Raw genomic sequence first — 17,318 nt, forward strand, 5'->3', positions numbered from 1 at the left:
CCATGGCACACGACGCACGTGAGCGCATCCTCGGGGCGTGCGAGCGCGCGATCGCGCGCGCCGGGATCCGGGGATTTCGCATGCAAGACGTCGCTCGCGACGCGGGCGTGTCCATCGGCTTGCTCGCGTACCACTTCGGCGATCGAGATGGCCTGCTGCAAGCGGCGCTCGATCACGTGACGGAGCAGGCGGCGGATCGCGCGAGCCGCTCCCCCAATGCGACGACCGCGGTCGCGCGTCTCGCAGCGCTGCTCTGCTCTGAATTCGGAGACGACCCGGAGATCCGAGCCGGCTCGACCGCGTGGAACGAGCTGCGCGCGCTCGCGGTGTTCGAGCCAGCACAGGCGACCGCCGTCGCGCGTTCGACCGCGGCGTGGCAGGCGCGGGTGCGCGAACTCGTGGGAGAGGTCGCCCGTGAACACGGGCGCGCTAGTCGCGCACCCGTGAACGCCGACACGGGCAGAGACGTAAGCACAGAAGCCAACGGCGACGCCGACGCCTTGAACCTCACCGCCCTCGTCGAGGGACTCTCGGGGCGCTGGCTCACGGGGCAGCTCACCTCTGCGGAGGCTCAGGCGGCCGTGAGGAGTGCGCTACTCCGGCTCGGGTACTGAGCCTCGAAGCTCTGAACTGCGGCTACCTACGATCCGCCGTCGTTCGCTCCAGAATCTCGCCGAGCCAACCGACCGCTGCAGGCACCGGGCCGCGCCGCGTCACGAACGACACGCGGCGCTCCCCCAGATCTTGCCTGGCGGGCCGCAGCACGACATCAAAATCGGTGTCGACCGCGGCGTGCGTGGTGAGCGCGCAGCCGAGCCCCTCCGCGACGAGGCCGTGAATCATGTACAGGTCGTCAGTGCGCATCAGTTCGCGCACGTCGAGGCCGAGCGAGCTGTACACGCGGCGCAGCACCCGGTCTGACGCCTCGTTGTCGCTGCGGCTACACACCCAAGCTGTCTCGGCGAGATCGGCGAAGTCGAGCACCGCGCGCTCGGCGAGCGCGCCACCGGCCGCGACGAGCACGCGATACGGCTCCGCGAACAGGGAGCGCTGCACCAGATCGGTGCCAGCAAAGCCCGGTTCCGTCGAGACATGATAGATCAGCCCCGCGTGTACGTCGCCCGCGCGCACCATCCGCACGACTTCAGTCGGCTCGGCCTCGATGACCTCGACGCGCACCGAACTGCGGTGCTGCAGCTCGGCGATCGCCGCCGGAATCAGTCGCGAGCCCATCGACGAAAAAGACCCGACTCTAAGCGTGACCGTACCGGCGTCGCGCAACTCGGCGACAGCACGCTCAGCGCGATCGACGCGGGTGAACACGGGCGCAATCTCCGACGCGAAGTACTCGCCGAGAGCGGTGAGCCGCGCCCCCGTGCGGTCACGCACCACGAGCTGCGTGCCGAGGTGCGCTTCGAGCGCACGCAGGTGGTGGGTCACCGTCGGCACCCCGTAGTGCAGTGCGTCGGCGGCGCGCGTCAGGCTGCCGTGCTCACGCACGGCGAGCAGCACGCGAAACTGCTGCAGATTCATCACGGTATAGAGCGTATGTCATGAACAGTGAATTCCTGATATTCCGCAGGGGTGCTCGGCTGCCTATGGTGGGGACGTGCTCGATTCCCTCAGCCGCGCAGACGCGGCACACACCGCCGTTCCCGCCCACCAGCATGAGACGCCCTACGTCGATGCCCTCCGCTCGCTCGCGGCCCAGGATTGGCAGCGGTTGCACGTCCCGGCGCACCACGGGCTGCCCGCCAACGCGCCCGGCATCGAAGCACTCGTGGGCGCCGATGCCATGCGCATCGACTTCCCGGTGCTCTTCAGCGGCGTCGACCAGCAGACCTGGCACCTCACGACCCCCGGTCGCGTGACGCCGCTGATGCAGGCGCAGCAGCTCGCGGCCGAAGCGTGGGGCGCCAGCCGCACCTGGTTCATCACGAACGGCGCGTCGGGCGGCAACCACGTCGCCACGACCGTCGCGCGCGGGCTCGGCACCGAGGTCGTCATGCAGCGCAGCGTGCACTCCAGCGTCATCGACGGCGCAACCCACGTCGGTCTCGACCCGCACTTCGTGCACGGTTCGGTCGACGCCGGGCTCGGCGCCTCGCACGGCGTTACCGCCGAGCAGGTCGCCACCGCGCTGCGCGAGTACCCAGAGAGCGCCTCGGTGTACATCGTGTCGCCGAGCTACTTCGGCGCGGTCGCCGACATCGCCGCAATCGCGCGCGTCGCCCACGACCACGGTGTGCCGCTGATCGTCGATGAGGCGTGGGGGTCGCACTTCGGGATGCATCCCGAGCTGCCGGTGAACGCCGCGCGATTGGGGGCGGATCTCGTCATCTCGAGCACGCACAAGGCCGCCGGATCGCTCACGCAGTCCGCCATGCTCCATCTGGGCCACGGTCCGCTCGCCCAGGGACTCGAATCACTGGTCGATCGCGTCGTGCGGTCGTTCCAGTCGACGTCGTCGAGCGCGCTGCTGCTCGCGTCGCTCGACGAGGCGCGCAAGCACATCGCGACGCGGCCCGATCTAGTCGGTGAGGCGGTCGCCTCGGCGCAGGCCATTCGCGCGGCGATTCGTGGCGACCGCCGCTACCGCGACGCGACGCCCGACGTACTCGCGCGCCCAGACGCCATCGCGAACGATCCGCTGAAGGTGGCTATTGACACCCGTGGCGCCGGTATCACCGGCGGAGAAGCCCACCACCTGCTGCTGCGTGATCACCGCATCTACTGCGAACTGTCAACGCCGTCAGCCCTGCTCGCGCTCGTCGGAGCGACCTCGGCGATCGACGTCGATCGCTTCTTGAATGCGCTGCAGGCCCTCCCCGAGGCGGATGTCGAGCCGGAGCGACCAATCGCACTGCCGTCACAGTGCGAGCGCGCAATGGGGCTCGGCGACGCGTTCTACAGTGCCGTTGAAATTGTCTCTGCGACCGAGGCTGTCGGCCGCGTGTCGGCCGATGCACTCGCGGCATACCCACCCGGTGTGCCGAACGTGCTTCCCGGGGAGGTACTCTCGGCGGAGGTCGTTTCGTTCTTGCGCGCCACCTCTGCCAGCCCGGCGGGGTACGTTCGGGGCTCGGCCGATCCGGCCCTCGACACGTTCCGCGTCGTCGCCTGACGGCGAACCCGCCTTCCCATTTCCGCCCGCATCTCACAGGGGGTGCGGCACCACACAGGAGTGTCATGACCAGTACGAACACCGGGCCCGCGCAGGGCCAGAGCGGCAGCGTCGCCGCCGAACCCGACGGCGGCATGCAGCGCGGCCTGAAGAACCGCCACCTGCAACTCATCGCCATTGGCGGCTCGATCGGCACCGGCCTCTTTCTCGGCTCTGGCAAGCTCATCAGCGTCTCTGGCCCCGCGATCATCTTCGTGTATCTGGTCATCGGGTTTTTCGTGTTCTTCATCATGCGCGCCCTCGGCGAGCTGCTCCTGTCGAACCTGCACTACAAGACCTTCGGCGACATCGCGAAAGACATGCTCGGGCCGTGGGCCGGGTTCTTCGTGTCTTGGAACTACTGGTTCTCGTGGGTGATCGCCTGCGTCGCAGACATCGTCGCGATCACCGCCTACGCGCAGTGGTTCAACCCGAACATCCCGGCCTGGGTGCCAGCGTTGATTACCGCTGTCGTACTCACCGTGCTGAACCTGCAGCCCGTGAAGTTCTTCGGCGAGACTGAGTTCTGGTTCGCGATCATCAAGATCGTCGCAATTCTGGGGCTGATCGTCGTCGGCATCATCCTGATGGCCACGCAGTTCACATCGCCCGACGGCACGACCGCATCGATCTCAAATCTGTGGACGCACGGCGGTATGTTCCCCATGGGCGCGAGCGGATTCGTGCTCGGTTTCCAGATGGGCATCTTCTCGTTCATCGGCGTCGAGCTCGTGGGCACCGCTGCCGCCGAGACAGAGAACCCGCGCAAGACGCTGCCGAAGGCGATCAACTCCATCGTCGTGCGCATTCTCATCTTCTACATCGGCGCGCTCGCCGTGATCATGGCCGTCACGCCGTGGGACGAGATCGCCCCCGACAAGAGCCCGTTCGTCGCGACACTCGCCACCGCCGGGTTCGGGCTTGCCGCAGTGGTGATCCAGCTCGTCGTACTCACCTCGGCTGCCTCGAGCGCCAACTCGGGGCTCTACTCGGGCACTCGCATGCTGTTTGGTCTCGCGAAAGACGGGCATGCTCCGGCCAAGTTCGCGCTCACCGATGACCGAGGGGTACCGAAGCGCTCGGTGTTCTTCACCTGCGTGTTCTTGTTTGCCGCAATTCCGCTGTTGTTCGCAGGCGACGGCGTAATCGCCGCGTTCACGTTCGTGTCGTCCATGTGCGCGACGCTGATTCTGTTCACCTGGGGCTCGATCGTCGTCAGCTACATCGTGTACCGGCGTCGTCACCCCGAGCGTCACGCATCGTCGGGGTTCAAGATGCCGCTGTCGCGGGTCGCACCGTGGCTCGTGCTGGCGTTCTTCGTGTTCATCGCCGGCACCCTCCTCTACGGGGACGACACACGACCGTCGATCCTGGCTGCCCCGTTCTGGTTCATTCTGCTGGCCGTGCTCTGGCAATTGCGCAAGCGGCGCTTGATTCGCGACGGGCGCCCGCTCACGGGAGCGATCCCGACCGTGCGTCACCCGCTCGACGACGAGTAGGTTTCGCGGGAATACGCGGGCGCGACTCGCGTTGCACCCGGCATGGTTGAAACTTCACACACCTCGTCCAACGGAGGCGCCGCCGTGCGCACCCGAGTGCGCATACCGCTCAGCTTTCCCGATGACTACAGCACGACAGCTGACGTGCTCACGTTCACCGGCCTCGCCGATGACCGTGAGCACCTGCTGCTCGGCCTCGGGGACTGGGAGGGCGCGCTCGCCCGAGGCGTTGACGCAGCTCTCGAAGGCGCTTCCGACACTGCTTCCGAGGCCGGCGTGACTGCAGCCGACGCTCCCCTCGTCCGCCTGCACAGCGAGTGCCTCACGGGCGATGTGTTCGGCTCGGAACGCTGCGACTGCGGCCCGCAACTGCGCGAGGCGGTCGAGCGCATCACCGAGGAGGGCGGCTTCCTGCTCTATCTCCGCCAGGAGGGGCGCGGGATCGGGCTCTACGCAAAGCTTGATGCCTACGCGCTGCAAGACTCGGGGCTCGACACCTATGCCGCGAATGTCGCGCTCGGCCGCGGTGAGGACGAGCGCGACTACACCGCCGCCGCGCAGATGTTGCGCACGGTCGGGGTTGAGCGGATCCGGCTGTTGAGCAACAACCCGGACAAGGCCGAGCAACTCGCCGAGCTAGGTATCGCCGTCGCGGGCCGAGTACCGACGTCCGTGCACCTCACCGGCTTCAATCGAAAGTACCTCGAATCGAAGCGTGACCACACCGCGCACACCATCGACCTGACCGCAGCGTGAACCCGGCTGAGCCGCTCAGGAGTCGTCGTCTCACCGACGATGAGATGGCGACCTGGCTGCCCGTGATTCGCGTCGCGCAGCTGCTCCCCCAGGCGCTTGACCGAACGCTCCGCGACGAGGCCGGAATTAACCATGCTCGGTACGCGATCATGGTGATGCTCGCGCGGCCGTCGGCGGAGCAGCCGCCAATGTCGGAGATCGCGCGGGTCGCCGGGCTCAGCCGGTCACGCCTCAGCCACGCCATCGACGCGCTCGTGGAGCGCGGCTGGGTGCGGCGCACCGACTGCAGCGGTGACGGCCGATCAAAGTCGGCCCACCTCACCGACGCTGGCATGATGGCGCTGCGCGCGGCAGCGCCCGCCCACGTCGCCCAGATTCGTGAGCTCGTGCTCGCCCCGCTCTCGTCCGACGAGCGCGGGCAGCTCGCGGCGATCCTGGGCAAGCTTCTCCCGGGCATTGAGGCCGCGCTCTAGCCCCGGCGGTGTTCGCCTGGCGCGCCTGCCCCACCGTGGCTTGCCCAGCGGTGCGAGCCGGGCCGAGGGTCAGGCGAAGGCCGAGATGCCCGTGATATCGCGGCCGATGATCAGGGCCTGCACCGTTTCCGTACCCTCGTAGGTGTGCAGCGCTTCGATGTCGGCGAAGTGCCTGGCGACACGGTTCTCGAGCAGGATGCCGTTGCCTCCGAGCAGGTCACGTGCGTTGCGCGCGAGGTCGCGCGCGGTACGGGTCGCCGTGTACTTACCGAGCGAAGCGCCAGGGCCTGAGAGTTCGCCGCGTTCCTCCGCTCGCGTCAACTGCATCAGCAGCGTCTGCAGCGAGGTGAGCGCGCTCAGCATCTCTGTGAGGCGCGCCTGCACGATCTGAGACGCAGCGAGCGGCCGACCGAACTGCACGCGCTGCTTCGCATAGTGCACGGCTGATTCATACACTGCTACCGCGTGTCCGAGCGCCGACCAGGCAACCCCGAGCCGCGTCGCCTGCAACACGCGAGCCGTGTCCTTGAAACTGTTTGCCCCCGGCATGCGGGCGCTCGCAGGCACGCGCACGCCGTCGAGCTCGATGTGCGCCTGCCAGATCGCGCGCAGCGACACCTTGCCCTCGATCGTGGTCGCGTTGTACCCCTCGGCGTCCTGCGGCACGAGGAAGCCCTGCACCTGCCCGTCGTCGCCACGCGCCCAGACCACCGAGATTTGCCCGACGCTGCCGGACCCGATCCATTTCTTGTGCCCGGTGATCACGAAGCCATCGTCGCTCGCCTCAGCGCGCGTTTCGAGGCTCACGGAGTCGGAGCCGTGCGTTGGCTCGGTCAGTGCGAACGCGCCGAGTTCGGTGCCGCGGGCGAGGGGCTCGAACCAGCGTTCGTGCTGCTCGGGCGAACCGCAGTATGCGATCGATCGCAGTGCGAGCCCGCCCTGCACGCCCGCGATGGTCGCGATGGATCCGTCGCCGCGCGCCAGCTCCATCATGGTCAGGCTTGCTGCCAACAGACTCTGCTCTGGGAATCCGGGAACGTCGATGCCGTCGCGCAACAGATCGAGTTCGCCGAGCCGGCGGGCCAGGTCGAGCGGATACTCTGCACGATCCCAGATGCCCGCAATCACCGGACGCACCTCGTCTTGCACGAACGCCCGCGCGCGGTCGCGGTACGCGATATCGTCGCTCGACAGCCCGCGGAATACCCCGGCAACATCGGGGTCGAGCGGCTCCCACAGTGCGTATTCAGGTTCTGCGGTTCCCTGGCTGACGACGGGCTTCGAACTGGACATCGTTCCTCCTTGCGGCGGCTCACACCGACGCGACGACCCACACCGACGCGTTCAACACTGAGCGTTCTTGAAATCCCGAGCATGCCTGAGACGCGGTCCCAAGTCAAGCGCACTGTAGGCGCTCTACGCACCATGTCACGATGCCCGGGTTCGCGTGAACTAGTGAAACGGAGTCCCACGCGGACGTCGCCTGTGCTAGTTTCGGGGCATGTCAGCGCACACGTCGGAACCGGCGCCCGAGAGTTCAACGGCGGCCATTCGCCACCTCGCCGAACGCGGCTATGACGCGACAACGGCTGAAGATCTCGCGGCAGCCGTTGGCATGAGCCGCAGCACGTTCTTCCGGCGATTCGGCAGTAAAGACGACGTGGTCTTCGCAGATCATGATCACGCGCTCGCGCGCCTCGAGGTCTCGCTCGAAGACACGACGCTCACTCCGGCAGAGGCGCTCGTGACCGGCACGGCCGACGTACTGCGACTGTTGCTGCGCGATCCAGACGCGGCCAGGCTCCGGTTCGAACTCATGCATCTCACCCCAGCGCTGCGCGATCGCGAACTCGTCATCACTCACCGCTACGAGCGCGTATTCACGCGGTACATTCGAGAGGTGCAGCAGCCGGGCACTCCGGCCTGGGTCGCCTCAGCGCTCGGCGCATCACTGGTCGCGGCGCACAACGCCTCGCTTCGTGCGTGGCTGCGCGGTCGCGTGACCGACGCGGCACTGTCACTGACCGACGATCTACGCCAGCTCACCGCACTGTACGCGCACTGGCTCTCGCCCGACGCAGACGCAGCGCCCCGCCGCGTGCTGGTCGCGGTCTACGACACCGCCGGATCCCCCGACGCCGTGCTCGCCGCCGTCTCTGAGCACCTCAACCGCTAACCACCTGCACCACGCTCATCGGCCAAAGCCCCCGCTTCGGTGAGAGATTCGGCCGAGGTGAGCCTACTGCGGTCGACTTGAACTCACCGAAGCCGAATCTCTCACCGAAGCTGGGCCTAGACCAGCCGGAACCGGCCCCAACCAGCAAATCAGTGCCCGCGCGCGATCCACTCTTCGAGGTGCGGGGCCTCGTCGCCGATCGTTGTGGTGTCGCCGTGCCCGGTGTACACCACTGTTTCGGCGGGCAGCGTTAGCAGCCGGTCCCGAATCGAATCAATGATCAAGGGAAAGTCGCTGAATGAGCGGCCGGTCGCACCGGGCCCACCCTGAAACAGCGTGTCACCGGTGAACACTGCACCGAGCGACGGAGCACTGAACGACGTGGAACCAGGCGAATGGCCCGGAGTGTGCAGCGCCGTGAGCTCCGCACCCGCAACGGTGAACACGTCACCGTCGGCGATCTGCGCGTCGGGGGCATCGTCGTAGACCGTGTCCCAGAGCATGGCGTCGGCCGGATTCAGGTGCAGCCGCGCTTCGAGCAACGCTGCCGTCTCTCGCGCCGCGCGAATGTGATCGTCGTGCCCGTGGGTGAGCAGGATCGCCTGAACGCGGCGCCCCGCCACGGCTTCCGCGACAGCCGCCGCGTCGTGGGCCGGGTCAATCACGATCACCTCGGCGTCGTCGCCGACGATCCACACATTGTTGTCGACATCCCAGGTGCCACCATCGAGCGAGAACGTGCCACTCGTGACGAGCCGTTCAATGCGCGCGGCCATTAGAGCACCACCACTGAGCGAAGTACGGTGCCGTCGTGCATGCGGTCAAACGCCGCCTCGACGTCGCCGAGCCCGACGCGTTCGGTGACGAACCCGTCGAGATCGAGCCGGCCGAGCTTGTACTGCTCAATGAGCATGGCGAAGTCGCGACTCGGCAGGCAATCGCCATACCACGACGACTTCAGCGATCCGCCGCGGCCAAAGACGTCGAGCAGCGGCAGTTGCAGCTGCATCTCGGGGGTCGGCACACCGACGAGCACGACACGACCGGCAAGATCGCGAGCGTAGAAAGCCTGCGTGTAGGTCTCGGGGCGACCGACCGCGTCAATCACGACGTCGGCCCCGAAGCCGCCGGTAAGGGCGCGAATCGCCTCGACCGGGTCTTCGTTTCGCGAGTTCACCGTGTGCGTCGCACCGAAATGCTTCGCCTGCTCAAGCTTCGCGTCGTCAATGTCGACCGCGATAATCGTGGTTGCACCCGCGAGCTGCGCGCCCGCGATAGCGGCCGTACCGACACCGCCGCAGCCGATCACCGCAACCGATTCGCCGCGCTGCACGCCGCCCGTGTTGATCGCGGCGCCGATGCCCGCCATTACGCCGCATCCGAGCAGGCCGACCGCCGCCGCGTCCGACTCTTCGTCGATCTTCGTGCACTGGCCCGCCGCGACGAGCGTCTTCTCGATGAACGCCCCGATGCCGAGCGCCGGGGACAGCTCGGTGCCGTCTTCGAGCGTCATCTTCTGAGACGCGTTGTGCGTATTGAAGCAGTACTGAGGCTGGCCCTTCGCGCAGGCGCGGCACTGCCCGCAGACGGCACGCCAGTTCAAGATCACGCGATCCCCCACCGCTACTTGAGTGACACCCTCACCGATGGCGGCCACGCGCCCCGTGGCCTCGTGACCCAGCAAGAACGGAAAGTCGTCGCTGATACCGCCGAGCTTGTAGTGCAGGTCGGTGTGGCACACGCCGCTCGTAATGATGTCGACCACGGCTTCGCCGGGACCGGGATCAGGAACAATGACCGTCTCGATCGTGACCGGAGCGTTCTTTTCTCGGACGACGACGCCTTGCACTCGATATGCCATGGGGTTTCCCTTCGCGTGAACTCGGTAACTCGCGCACCGGCGCGGAGTTCGTGCCGCACGATGCTCACCCCAGGCTATCGAGTGCCACCGACAGCCGCAGCCGGGCGCGGGGCTGGCGCCCGCGCCCGCGCTCAGCCGATCTCGTCTACCCCGCACCACTCGGCGATGAACAGTGCCATCGACTGCGTGCAGCGGCGAATCGACTCCACGCTCACCCGCTCGTCGAATCCGTGGATATTCTCGGACACCGGCCCATAGACGAGCGTCGGCGTCTTGCCGTAGTTCACGAACACTCGCCCGTCGAGGTAACCGGGGGTCGTGAAGCTCGTGAGCTCGCGACCGAATGCCGCCCGGTGCGTCTGCTCGAGCACGGCCTCGGCGTCGCTGCCGGGTTCGAGCACGTACCCCTCGGCAAAGAAGCCATCCGGAGTCACCTCGACATCGAACGGGTGACGCCCCTCGCCGCCCGCGGCAGCGGTGCGGACGCACTCTTCGACAGCGGCGAGCGCGTCGGCCGCCGTCACGCCGGGGTAGATCGCCACGCGCAGTCGCAGTTCGCACCACGCTGGCACGCTCGATGGCCAGTCACCACCCTGAATGCCCCCGATGTTGAAGTTGATGGGGTGATCCAGGTCTTCAAAGTATGGGTGCTCGTGCTGTTCCGCGTTCCACGTTGCTTCGAGCTCGCGCAGCGCCGCGATGACGTCGTAAGCGGCATCGATCGCGTTGAACCCGTTGGCCATCTCGCGCGGGTGCGTTGGCTCCCCGCTCACGCGAATGGTGCTCCACAGCACTCCGACGTTTGCGCGCACGAGTGCGTCTTCCTCCGGCTCGGAGATGATGACCGCGTCGGCGGAGTATCCGCGCAGCAGCGCCGCGAGCGAGCCGTTGCCCGTGCATTCCTCTTCGACGACCGACTGCAGGTGGACGCGAGCGGTGGGTGCGAGTCCCGCCCGCCGAATGGCGTCGAACGCGAACAGGTTTGCGATCAACCCGGCTTTCATGTCGCCAGCGCCGCGACCGTACATCCAGCCGTCGCGCACCTCAGCGTCCCAGGGCGACCGCGCCCACTGCGCCTCTGGCCCCTCGGGCACCACATCGATGTGGCCGTTCAAGATGAGCGAGCGCCCAGCTTCGCGCGAGGGCGTGTACGTGCCGACAACGTTGGTCATGCCGGTGTAGTCGACTGTCGATGGGCCGTAGCCCGGGTGCGCCTCAAGCTCATCAGACGCGATTGCCCAGCGGTCGACGTCGAGGCCGAGCGCCGACAGGCGACCCTCGATTAGGTCTTGTGCCGCCTCCTCGTTTGCGCGCAATGATGGCGCTGCGACGAGCTCTGCGGTGGCGCGCAGCTGCTCGTCGAACCCCGCGTCGACGGCGTCGAGAATCCGTTGGGTCAGCGTGCTCGAAATCATGTGTTCCTCCGGATCCGGGTGGGTCGCCGGCGCGCGTGAGCCGCCGGGGGCGCGGGAAAATTCCGCCTATTCCGAGGCTAGATCGCGACCCGCAGCTGACGCGTGTGGGATCGCAGCCACTTCCGCGCGATCCGTGTGCAACCGGACACTCGGGGTGTGGGCGCCGCGGTCCCGGCGTCCCGGTGCTCCAGTAGCCACGGGTCCCAGCGCCCAGACAATCAGAGGTCGAGGATCACCAACGCAATTGCGGCGTCGCGTGGCACGGTGACGTCGAGCCCGGTGAGGTCCTCGAACGCGCGCAGCCGCTTCAACACGGTGTTGCGATGAAAGAACAGCTCCTCGGCGGTACGTTGCATCGATCCGGTGCGAATAAACGTGCGCAGCGTCACCGCGAATCGCTCGCGCTCAGCCGCCGTGGCCGCGTCGAAGTCGCCGGTGAGTTCGTGGGTGAAGCCTGCGAATCGTTCGAGCGAGGCCTCCCGTGCGATGGAGGCGAAGCCGTCGCGCAGGCGCCACACTCCTGCCGCGCCATCGTGGGTACCGCCGCCGGTATCGTCGTGGGCAGAAAGCGCAGCGCGATCAGCGCGGTCAGCGCGCTCGGCCAGATCCACCGCGAGTGCCGCCGCACGCCCCACGGCCGCGAGCCCCGGCACCCGCGAAATGTACCCGCCGGTGATCAGCGGGTCAGCATCAACCCAGTCGACCGGCCCGAGGCGTGGCCGCAGCAGCACCACGGCGTCACCATCATCGAAGTGTTGCCCGCCGCTCTCGACCGCGACGCGCGCGAGACGAGCGGTGTCGCGGCGGGTCGCAAGCAGTTCGTACTCGGCTGTCGGCTGCAGACGCAGCAGCTCCCCGATTGTGACGAGCTCGTCGGCGTCGGCCTGCCCAGAAAAGAGCCGCGCCCGCGCGCGCTCATTCGCGGTGCGGTGCTGACGCGCCATCGACTCCGACTCCCCGAGAAACGCGCGCTGCACCTCGGTCGCGTAGCGTTCGACCACGTCAAGCACCTGCTCGCCGTGCGCCAGCAGCGCGTCTGACAGGTCGGGCTGCGCGGCGCGTTCGAGTGCGCGCCAGAGCACGCGGAAGTTGATTCGCACCGCTTCCATGAAGCGCTCGACGCGCACCCCCTGCCGCGCCCGACGCCGACCGAGCGCCTCCGCGAACTCCGAGGGAGCGTCGGCCCCGGCCTCACCCGCGAGCCGTGCGGCGAACAGCGCGAACGCATTGCGGGCTGTGCGCTCAATGTCTTCGGGAGCCACTTCGCCGCCGACGTACTCCTCGTGCGTGCTCAGTTCGGCGAGGAAGTCCGAGAGCAGCCGGGGCGTATCAGCGCGTACGCGCTCAATGAGCTGGAGCCAACGCGCGTCTTGCATGCCTCCATTCTGCGGCAGTCGGGGCGCGCTGTGGGGACGGACTCGGCGCTGCAGGGGTACAGAGCGGGTGCGGATACAGTGGGAGCGCGGCCGGGAGTGCTCAGCCGACGTGTGGCACAGGAGGGGAATCCGATGACCGCTGCGGCAAGCAGGCACATGGCAAACAGCTTCGATCCAGCCCGCGCGGCGTCGCTACCCCCGGCCGATGTCAAGCTCATTGCGCGTCGGGACCGGGCAATGGGCGCCGCCTACCGACTGTTTTATGACCGCCCCGTGCACGTGGTGCGCGGCGAGGGCGTCTGGCTGTACGACACCGACGGCGACGCGTACCTTGACGCGTACAACAACGTGCCGGTGGTGGGTCACGCGAACCCGGTCGTGCAGCAGCGCGTCGCCGCGCAGCTGGGCGTGCTCAACACGCACACGCGATACCTCGGCGACGACGTCGTGGCGTACGCCGAGCGTGTGACTGGTCTGCTCGGGCACGGCCTCGAACAGGCAGTGTTCGTGTGCACTGGCAGCGAGGCCGTCGACCTCGCGCTGCGCGTCGCGCGTCACGTCACCGGACGCCGCGGCGTAATCGCGACATCCCACGCGTATCACGGCACCACCGCCGCCGCCGCTGCCATCTCGCCGAGCCTCGGCCCGAACAACCCGATCCCCGACGAAGTTGAGCTCATCGCCGCGCCCGACCTCGCCAGCGAATCCCCCGCCGAGGCGGCCGCGGCGCTCGCGTCACGCGTCACGTCAGCGGTCGCCGCGCTGCGCGCGCGGGGGCACGATCCGGCAGCGCTCATCATCGACTCGGTGCTGTCGAGCGACGGGCTGCAGGGCACTGAAGCGAACGTGCTCCGTGAGGCCGCCGCCGCGATTCGCGCTCACGGCGGGCTGTACATCGCCGACGAGGTGCAGTCAGGCTTCGGGCGAACGGGAGCGTGGTGGGGATTCCCGAGTCAGGGCGTCGAACCCGATCTCGTCGTCGCGGGCAAGCCGATGGGCAACGGCATGCCCCTCGCCGCCGTCTTCGCGCGCCCCGAGCACTTCGACCGGTTCGGCGCCGACATGCGTTTCTTCAACACGTTCGGAGGCAACCAGGTCAGCGTCGCGGCCGGCCAGGCCGTGCTCGACGAACTCACCGAGCGCGGACTCGTAGAGCGGGCGGGAGTGCTCGGCGCGAGCGTCCTCAACGAGCTGCGCGGGATCGCCGCCGCCGGCAACGGGGTCGGCGCCGTGCGCGGATCCGGGCTGTTCTTCGCGCTCGAGGTCGTCGACGATGCGGGTCGCCCCGACGCGGCGCGCGCGTCGGCGGTGGTCAACCGGATGCGCGACGCCCGCGTGCTCATCAGCGCTTCGGGTCGCGACGCGAACGTGCTGAAGATTCGCCCGCCGCTGGTCTTCGCAGAGGAACACGCCCCCATCCTGCTGGACGCCCTGGCGGGCGCCCTCCACCACTGACGCCAGGCTCTACTCCCGCGCCCCCTGCCCCCCCTTCCCGCGCCCCGCGCCCCCCGCCCCGCGCCCCGCGTTCTGTCGTCGCAAATGATCCGATCACGCTTCTGATGGGCTCATTTGCGACGACAGAATGGGGGCAAAAGCGGGGGGGGGCGGGGAACTAGGGGTCTCGGGGTCTCGGGGTGTCAGGGTCTCGGGGTCAGGGCCCGGAAGCGGGACTCGGCCTGCTCGGGGTCGACGGCGAGGAGTTGGCGCAGTGCCGGCCAGGCGGCCGACATGCGGGATTCCGCGTAGGCGCGGTTGCCCTGCCCGGCGCGCGCCGTCCACGTGCTGCCGTTGACCGCCAGGCGCGCGACGGCGAGCGGGTACAGCACGGTCAACTCGTCGTCGGTGAGTGAGGTGTGCGCCAGGTACCCCTCGACCACATCGGTGAAGGCCTCGAACGCATCCCTCTGACGCAAGGCCGCGTACACCGCCGCGACCGCCAGCTCGGCCACGCGCACCGTAATGACCGCATCATTGAAGTCGACGATGCCGGTGATGCGCACGGCGCCATCGGCAGCGGCGCGCTCGGCGAGGAGGTTGAAGTCGTGCAGATCTTGGTGCACCGCGGCCATCGGCAGGTGCGAGAGCCGCGCCTCGATGACATCGAATCGGCGCACAGCTTCCTCCAGTAACGCGCGCCGGTCGGGCTGGTCAACCGCGTGCCAGGTCTCGCGAATCGATGTTCCAGCGCGAACCGCCACCCAGTGGTGCTCAATCAGCCCCTCGCGGCGGTCCACGAGCGGAGCGAGGCTTTCAGGGATCTCAGCGGCGAGCGCTCCGAGACGCCTACGGTACAGAGCGCCGACGACTCCGAGCTCGGAGACGTTGGATCCTGGGATCCAGGTTGTGACCCGAATCCGAAACTCTCGGCCGTCGAGCGAGGTGAATGGAGCCTCAACGCCCTCGTCGACCCCGCGTTGTAACACCGGCGTCGCAACGGACAGCGGACTACGCTCCAGCTGTTCGAGCACCGCGTTCTGCCACGACAGCGACGCCTCGTCGAACGGCGCGGGCGACAGCCGCACGAAACGCACAGAGCGCGCGTCGCCAGCGCCAGTCACGGTTCCGCCCGTATGGCACCTAGCATCTCCGCCCGCCAGTATCGCTCGATAGTTGATGTCGAGCTCTCCGCCGAGGCGCCGCCACTGCACAACGTCTACGCCGAAGTGCACGCGAAGCGCCTCGGTGAGTCGCCGCTCATCTTCGTCGGTGAGGGGTTCGAGCACGTGCACGACTGAACTCCTACTCCAGAACGCCCGAGAGTTCGAGCCAGCGCAGTTCGAGCGCCACGATCTCATCTTCGATCGCGGTGATCTTCGTCATCTCCGCGTTCAGCTTCGTGTAGTCGTTCTGGTCCATCTCGGCGAGCCCGGCGCGTGAACGGACGATGTCCTTCTGCAACCGCTCCATCTTGCGCTCAACCGCTGACAACTCCTTCTCGGCGGTGCGTCGCTCAGACCCACTGAGCGACGGCGTCTTGGCGGCACGCTGTGCCGCAGACCCGTTAGAGGGTGACGCAGACGAACTCGACGCCGCCCCGCCCGACTCTTCAGCCGCGCGCAGCTCAAGATACTGGTCGACGCCGCCGGGCAAATGCCTCAGGTGTCGATCAAGGATCGCGTACTGCTGGTCGGTGACCCGCTCCAAGAAGTACCGGTCGTGCGACACGACGATGAGCGTGCCGGGCCAGGAATCGAGCAGATCTTCCATCGCGGCAAGCATGTCGGTGTCGAGGTCGTTTGTCGGCTCGTCGAGAATCAACACGTTCGGCTGGTTCAGCAGAATGAGGAGGAGCTGCAGCCGGCGTTTCTGGCCACCCGAGAGATCTTTCACTGGCGTTGAGAGTTGCGCGCTCGTGAACCCCATGCGCTCGAGCAGTTGCCCGGGCGTCAGATCCTGAGCCTTTGATCCGCTACCGACCGTGAAACTCGTGCGCAAGCCGGCGATCACCGTTCGCACCGGATCCTTCAGGTGCTCCTCAAGCTCGTCGAGACGCTGAGTGAGGGTCGCGACCTTCACGGTTTTGCCGCGCTTCACACGCCCGGCAGTGGGCTCTACGGTGCCCGAGATGAGTCCGAGCAGTGTCGATTTGCCGGCACCGTTCACGCCGAGAATGCCGGTGCGCTCCCCCGGTGCGAGCAGCCAGTCGACGTCCTCAATGATCACACGGCCGTCGTACGAGACACCGGCCTCCACGAGATTCACGACCTCTTTACCGAGGCGAGCAACGGCCATCGACTGAAGCGACACGCGATCCCGGATCTCGGGAACGTCTGCGATCAGCTCGTTTGCGGCGTCGATACGGAACTTCGGCTTCGCGGTGCGAGCGGGCGCGCCGCGCCGCAACCACGCGAGTTCTTTGCGCGCGAGGTTCTGTCGCTTCTGCTCGATCGTTGCTGCCTGACGGTCGCGTTCAACGCGCTGCAGAATGTACGCGGCGTACCCGCCTTCGAAGGGCTCGACGATGCGGTCGTGCACCTCCCAGGTCATGTTGCACACCTCGTCGAGGAACCACCGATCGTGGGTGACGACGAGCAGGGCGCCCTGGCCGCGCGGCCAGCGCCGCTTGAGGTGGTTCGCGAGCCAGGCGATACCCTCAACGTCGAGGTGGTTTGTCGGCTCGTCGAGGAAGACGATGTCGTACTCCTGCACGAGCAGGCGGGCGAGTGCCACGCGGCGGCGCTGGCCGCCCGAAAGTGAGTCGAGGGGGGCCTCCCAGTCAAGGTCGGAGACGAGGCCCGCGATCACGTCGCGCGCCTGGGGGTCGCCCGCCCACTCGTACTCGGGGCGGTCTCCGACGATCGTGTGACCAACGGTCGCACCGTCGTCGAACACGTCAGCCTGGTCGAGCACGCCCATGGTTGTGCCGCCCCGCATGGTGACCTTGCCACCGTCGGGCTGGCGGCGGCCCGCGAGCATCATCATCAGGCTGGATTTGCCGTCGCCGTTGCGGCCGACGATGCCGATCCGGTCCCCCTCGGCGACGCCGAGCGTCACTGAATCGAACACGGTCTTGGTCGGTACGTCGAGGTGCAGGGCCTCGGCCCCTAATAGATGCGCCATAAGGTCTTCAGTCTAGGTGGGGCGGCTGCGCGCCCACAC

The 17,318-nt window shown here is 67.6% G+C and carries 15 protein-coding genes; 7 read left to right on the forward strand and 8 right to left on the reverse strand.

The window, feature by feature from the left end; translation table 11 throughout:
- Nucleotides 1-2 precede the first annotated feature (2 nt).
- Nucleotides 3-614: a TetR/AcrR family transcriptional regulator gene (locus ACFWHR_RS08610; protein WP_382447888.1), complete on the forward strand. Its 612-nt coding sequence runs from the start codon at nucleotides 3-5 to the stop codon at nucleotides 612-614.
- Between the two features lie 22 nt (nucleotides 615-636).
- Here ACFWHR_RS08610 and ACFWHR_RS08615 read toward each other — a convergent pair whose 3' ends face one another.
- Nucleotides 637-1,533, reverse strand: a complete 897-nt coding sequence (locus ACFWHR_RS08615; protein WP_382447889.1) for a LysR family transcriptional regulator — start codon at nucleotides 1,531-1,533, stop codon at nucleotides 637-639.
- A 76-nt stretch (nucleotides 1,534-1,609) separates the two neighbouring features.
- On the opposite strand from ACFWHR_RS08615, the gene ACFWHR_RS08620 reads away from it, so the two are divergent.
- From ACFWHR_RS08620 to ACFWHR_RS08635, 4 genes are all read left to right on the forward strand, one after another.
- A complete protein-coding gene (locus ACFWHR_RS08620; RefSeq protein WP_382447890.1) occupies nucleotides 1,610-3,124 on the forward strand; it encodes an aminotransferase class I/II-fold pyridoxal phosphate-dependent enzyme in 1,515 nt (504 codons plus the stop codon).
- A gap of 65 nt (nucleotides 3,125-3,189) precedes the next feature.
- Nucleotides 3,190-4,662 carry an amino acid permease gene (locus tag ACFWHR_RS08625; RefSeq protein WP_382447891.1) on the forward strand — a complete coding sequence of 491 codons (1,473 nt, stop codon included), beginning with the start codon at nucleotides 3,190-3,192 and terminating at the stop codon, nucleotides 4,660-4,662.
- Between the two features lie 42 nt (nucleotides 4,663-4,704).
- Complete coding sequence (gene ribA / locus ACFWHR_RS08630) at nucleotides 4,705-5,418, forward strand: GTP cyclohydrolase II (protein WP_382447892.1); 714 nt, start codon at nucleotides 4,705-4,707, stop codon at nucleotides 5,416-5,418.
- Nucleotides 5,415-5,891, forward strand: a complete 477-nt coding sequence (locus ACFWHR_RS08635) for a MarR family winged helix-turn-helix transcriptional regulator (RefSeq protein ID WP_382447893.1) — start codon at nucleotides 5,415-5,417, stop codon at nucleotides 5,889-5,891. Before ribA ends, ACFWHR_RS08635 begins: the two co-directional genes overlap by 4 nt.
- A gap of 69 nt (nucleotides 5,892-5,960) precedes the next feature.
- Here ACFWHR_RS08635 and ACFWHR_RS08640 read toward each other — a convergent pair whose 3' ends face one another.
- Complete coding sequence (locus ACFWHR_RS08640) at nucleotides 5,961-7,184, reverse strand: acyl-CoA dehydrogenase family protein (RefSeq protein WP_382447894.1); 1,224 nt, start codon at nucleotides 7,182-7,184, stop codon at nucleotides 5,961-5,963.
- A 208-nt stretch (nucleotides 7,185-7,392) separates the two neighbouring features.
- Between ACFWHR_RS08640 and ACFWHR_RS08645 the strand changes: the two genes are divergently transcribed.
- Nucleotides 7,393-8,067 carry a TetR/AcrR family transcriptional regulator gene (locus ACFWHR_RS08645; protein WP_382447895.1) on the forward strand — a complete coding sequence of 225 codons (675 nt, stop codon included), beginning with the start codon at nucleotides 7,393-7,395 and terminating at the stop codon, nucleotides 8,065-8,067.
- A gap of 149 nt (nucleotides 8,068-8,216) precedes the next feature.
- Here ACFWHR_RS08645 and ACFWHR_RS08650 read toward each other — a convergent pair whose 3' ends face one another.
- The 4 genes from ACFWHR_RS08650 to ACFWHR_RS08665 all read right to left on the reverse strand — a co-directional run bounded on the left by ACFWHR_RS08650 (nucleotide 8,217) and on the right by ACFWHR_RS08665 (nucleotide 12,719).
- The gene (locus ACFWHR_RS08650) at nucleotides 8,217-8,843 is read right to left on the reverse strand and encodes an MBL fold metallo-hydrolase (protein ID WP_382447896.1); all 627 of its coding nucleotides are present in this window, start codon (nucleotides 8,841-8,843) and stop codon (nucleotides 8,217-8,219) included.
- The gene (locus ACFWHR_RS08655; protein WP_382447897.1) at nucleotides 8,843-9,928 is read right to left on the reverse strand and encodes an S-(hydroxymethyl)mycothiol dehydrogenase; all 1,086 of its coding nucleotides are present in this window, start codon (nucleotides 9,926-9,928) and stop codon (nucleotides 8,843-8,845) included. The genes ACFWHR_RS08650 and ACFWHR_RS08655 overlap by 1 nt, the downstream gene beginning before the upstream one ends.
- A 131-nt stretch (nucleotides 9,929-10,059) precedes the next feature.
- Nucleotides 10,060-11,343, reverse strand: a complete 1,284-nt coding sequence (locus ACFWHR_RS08660; protein ID WP_382447898.1) for an ArgE/DapE family deacylase — start codon at nucleotides 11,341-11,343, stop codon at nucleotides 10,060-10,062.
- A gap of 218 nt (nucleotides 11,344-11,561) precedes the next feature.
- Nucleotides 11,562-12,719: a helix-turn-helix domain-containing protein gene (locus ACFWHR_RS08665; protein ID WP_382447899.1), complete on the reverse strand. Its 1,158-nt coding sequence runs from the start codon at nucleotides 12,717-12,719 to the stop codon at nucleotides 11,562-11,564.
- Nucleotides 12,720-12,851: 132 nt separating this feature from the next.
- Here ACFWHR_RS08665 and ACFWHR_RS08670 point away from each other — a divergent pair, with 132 nt between their 5' ends.
- Entirely contained in the window at nucleotides 12,852-14,174 is a 1,323-nt protein-coding gene (locus ACFWHR_RS08670; protein ID WP_382447900.1) for an aspartate aminotransferase family protein, read from the forward strand.
- Between the two features lie 182 nt (nucleotides 14,175-14,356).
- Here ACFWHR_RS08670 and ACFWHR_RS08675 read toward each other — a convergent pair whose 3' ends face one another.
- Both ACFWHR_RS08675 and ACFWHR_RS08680 read right to left on the reverse strand, forming a co-directional pair.
- Entirely contained in the window at nucleotides 14,357-15,448 is a 1,092-nt protein-coding gene (locus ACFWHR_RS08675; RefSeq protein ID WP_382447901.1) for a phosphotransferase, read from the reverse strand.
- 10 nt (nucleotides 15,449-15,458) lie between these two features.
- On the reverse strand, nucleotides 15,459-17,279 hold the full coding sequence (locus ACFWHR_RS08680; protein ID WP_382447902.1) for an ABC-F family ATP-binding cassette domain-containing protein: 1,821 nt from the start codon (nucleotides 17,277-17,279) through the stop codon (nucleotides 15,459-15,461).
- Nucleotides 17,280-17,318: the final 39 nt, after the last annotated feature.

It is taken from the genome of Leucobacter sp. NPDC058333, assembly GCF_042726155.1.
Lineage (GTDB): Bacteria > Actinomycetota > Actinomycetes > Actinomycetales > Microbacteriaceae > Leucobacter.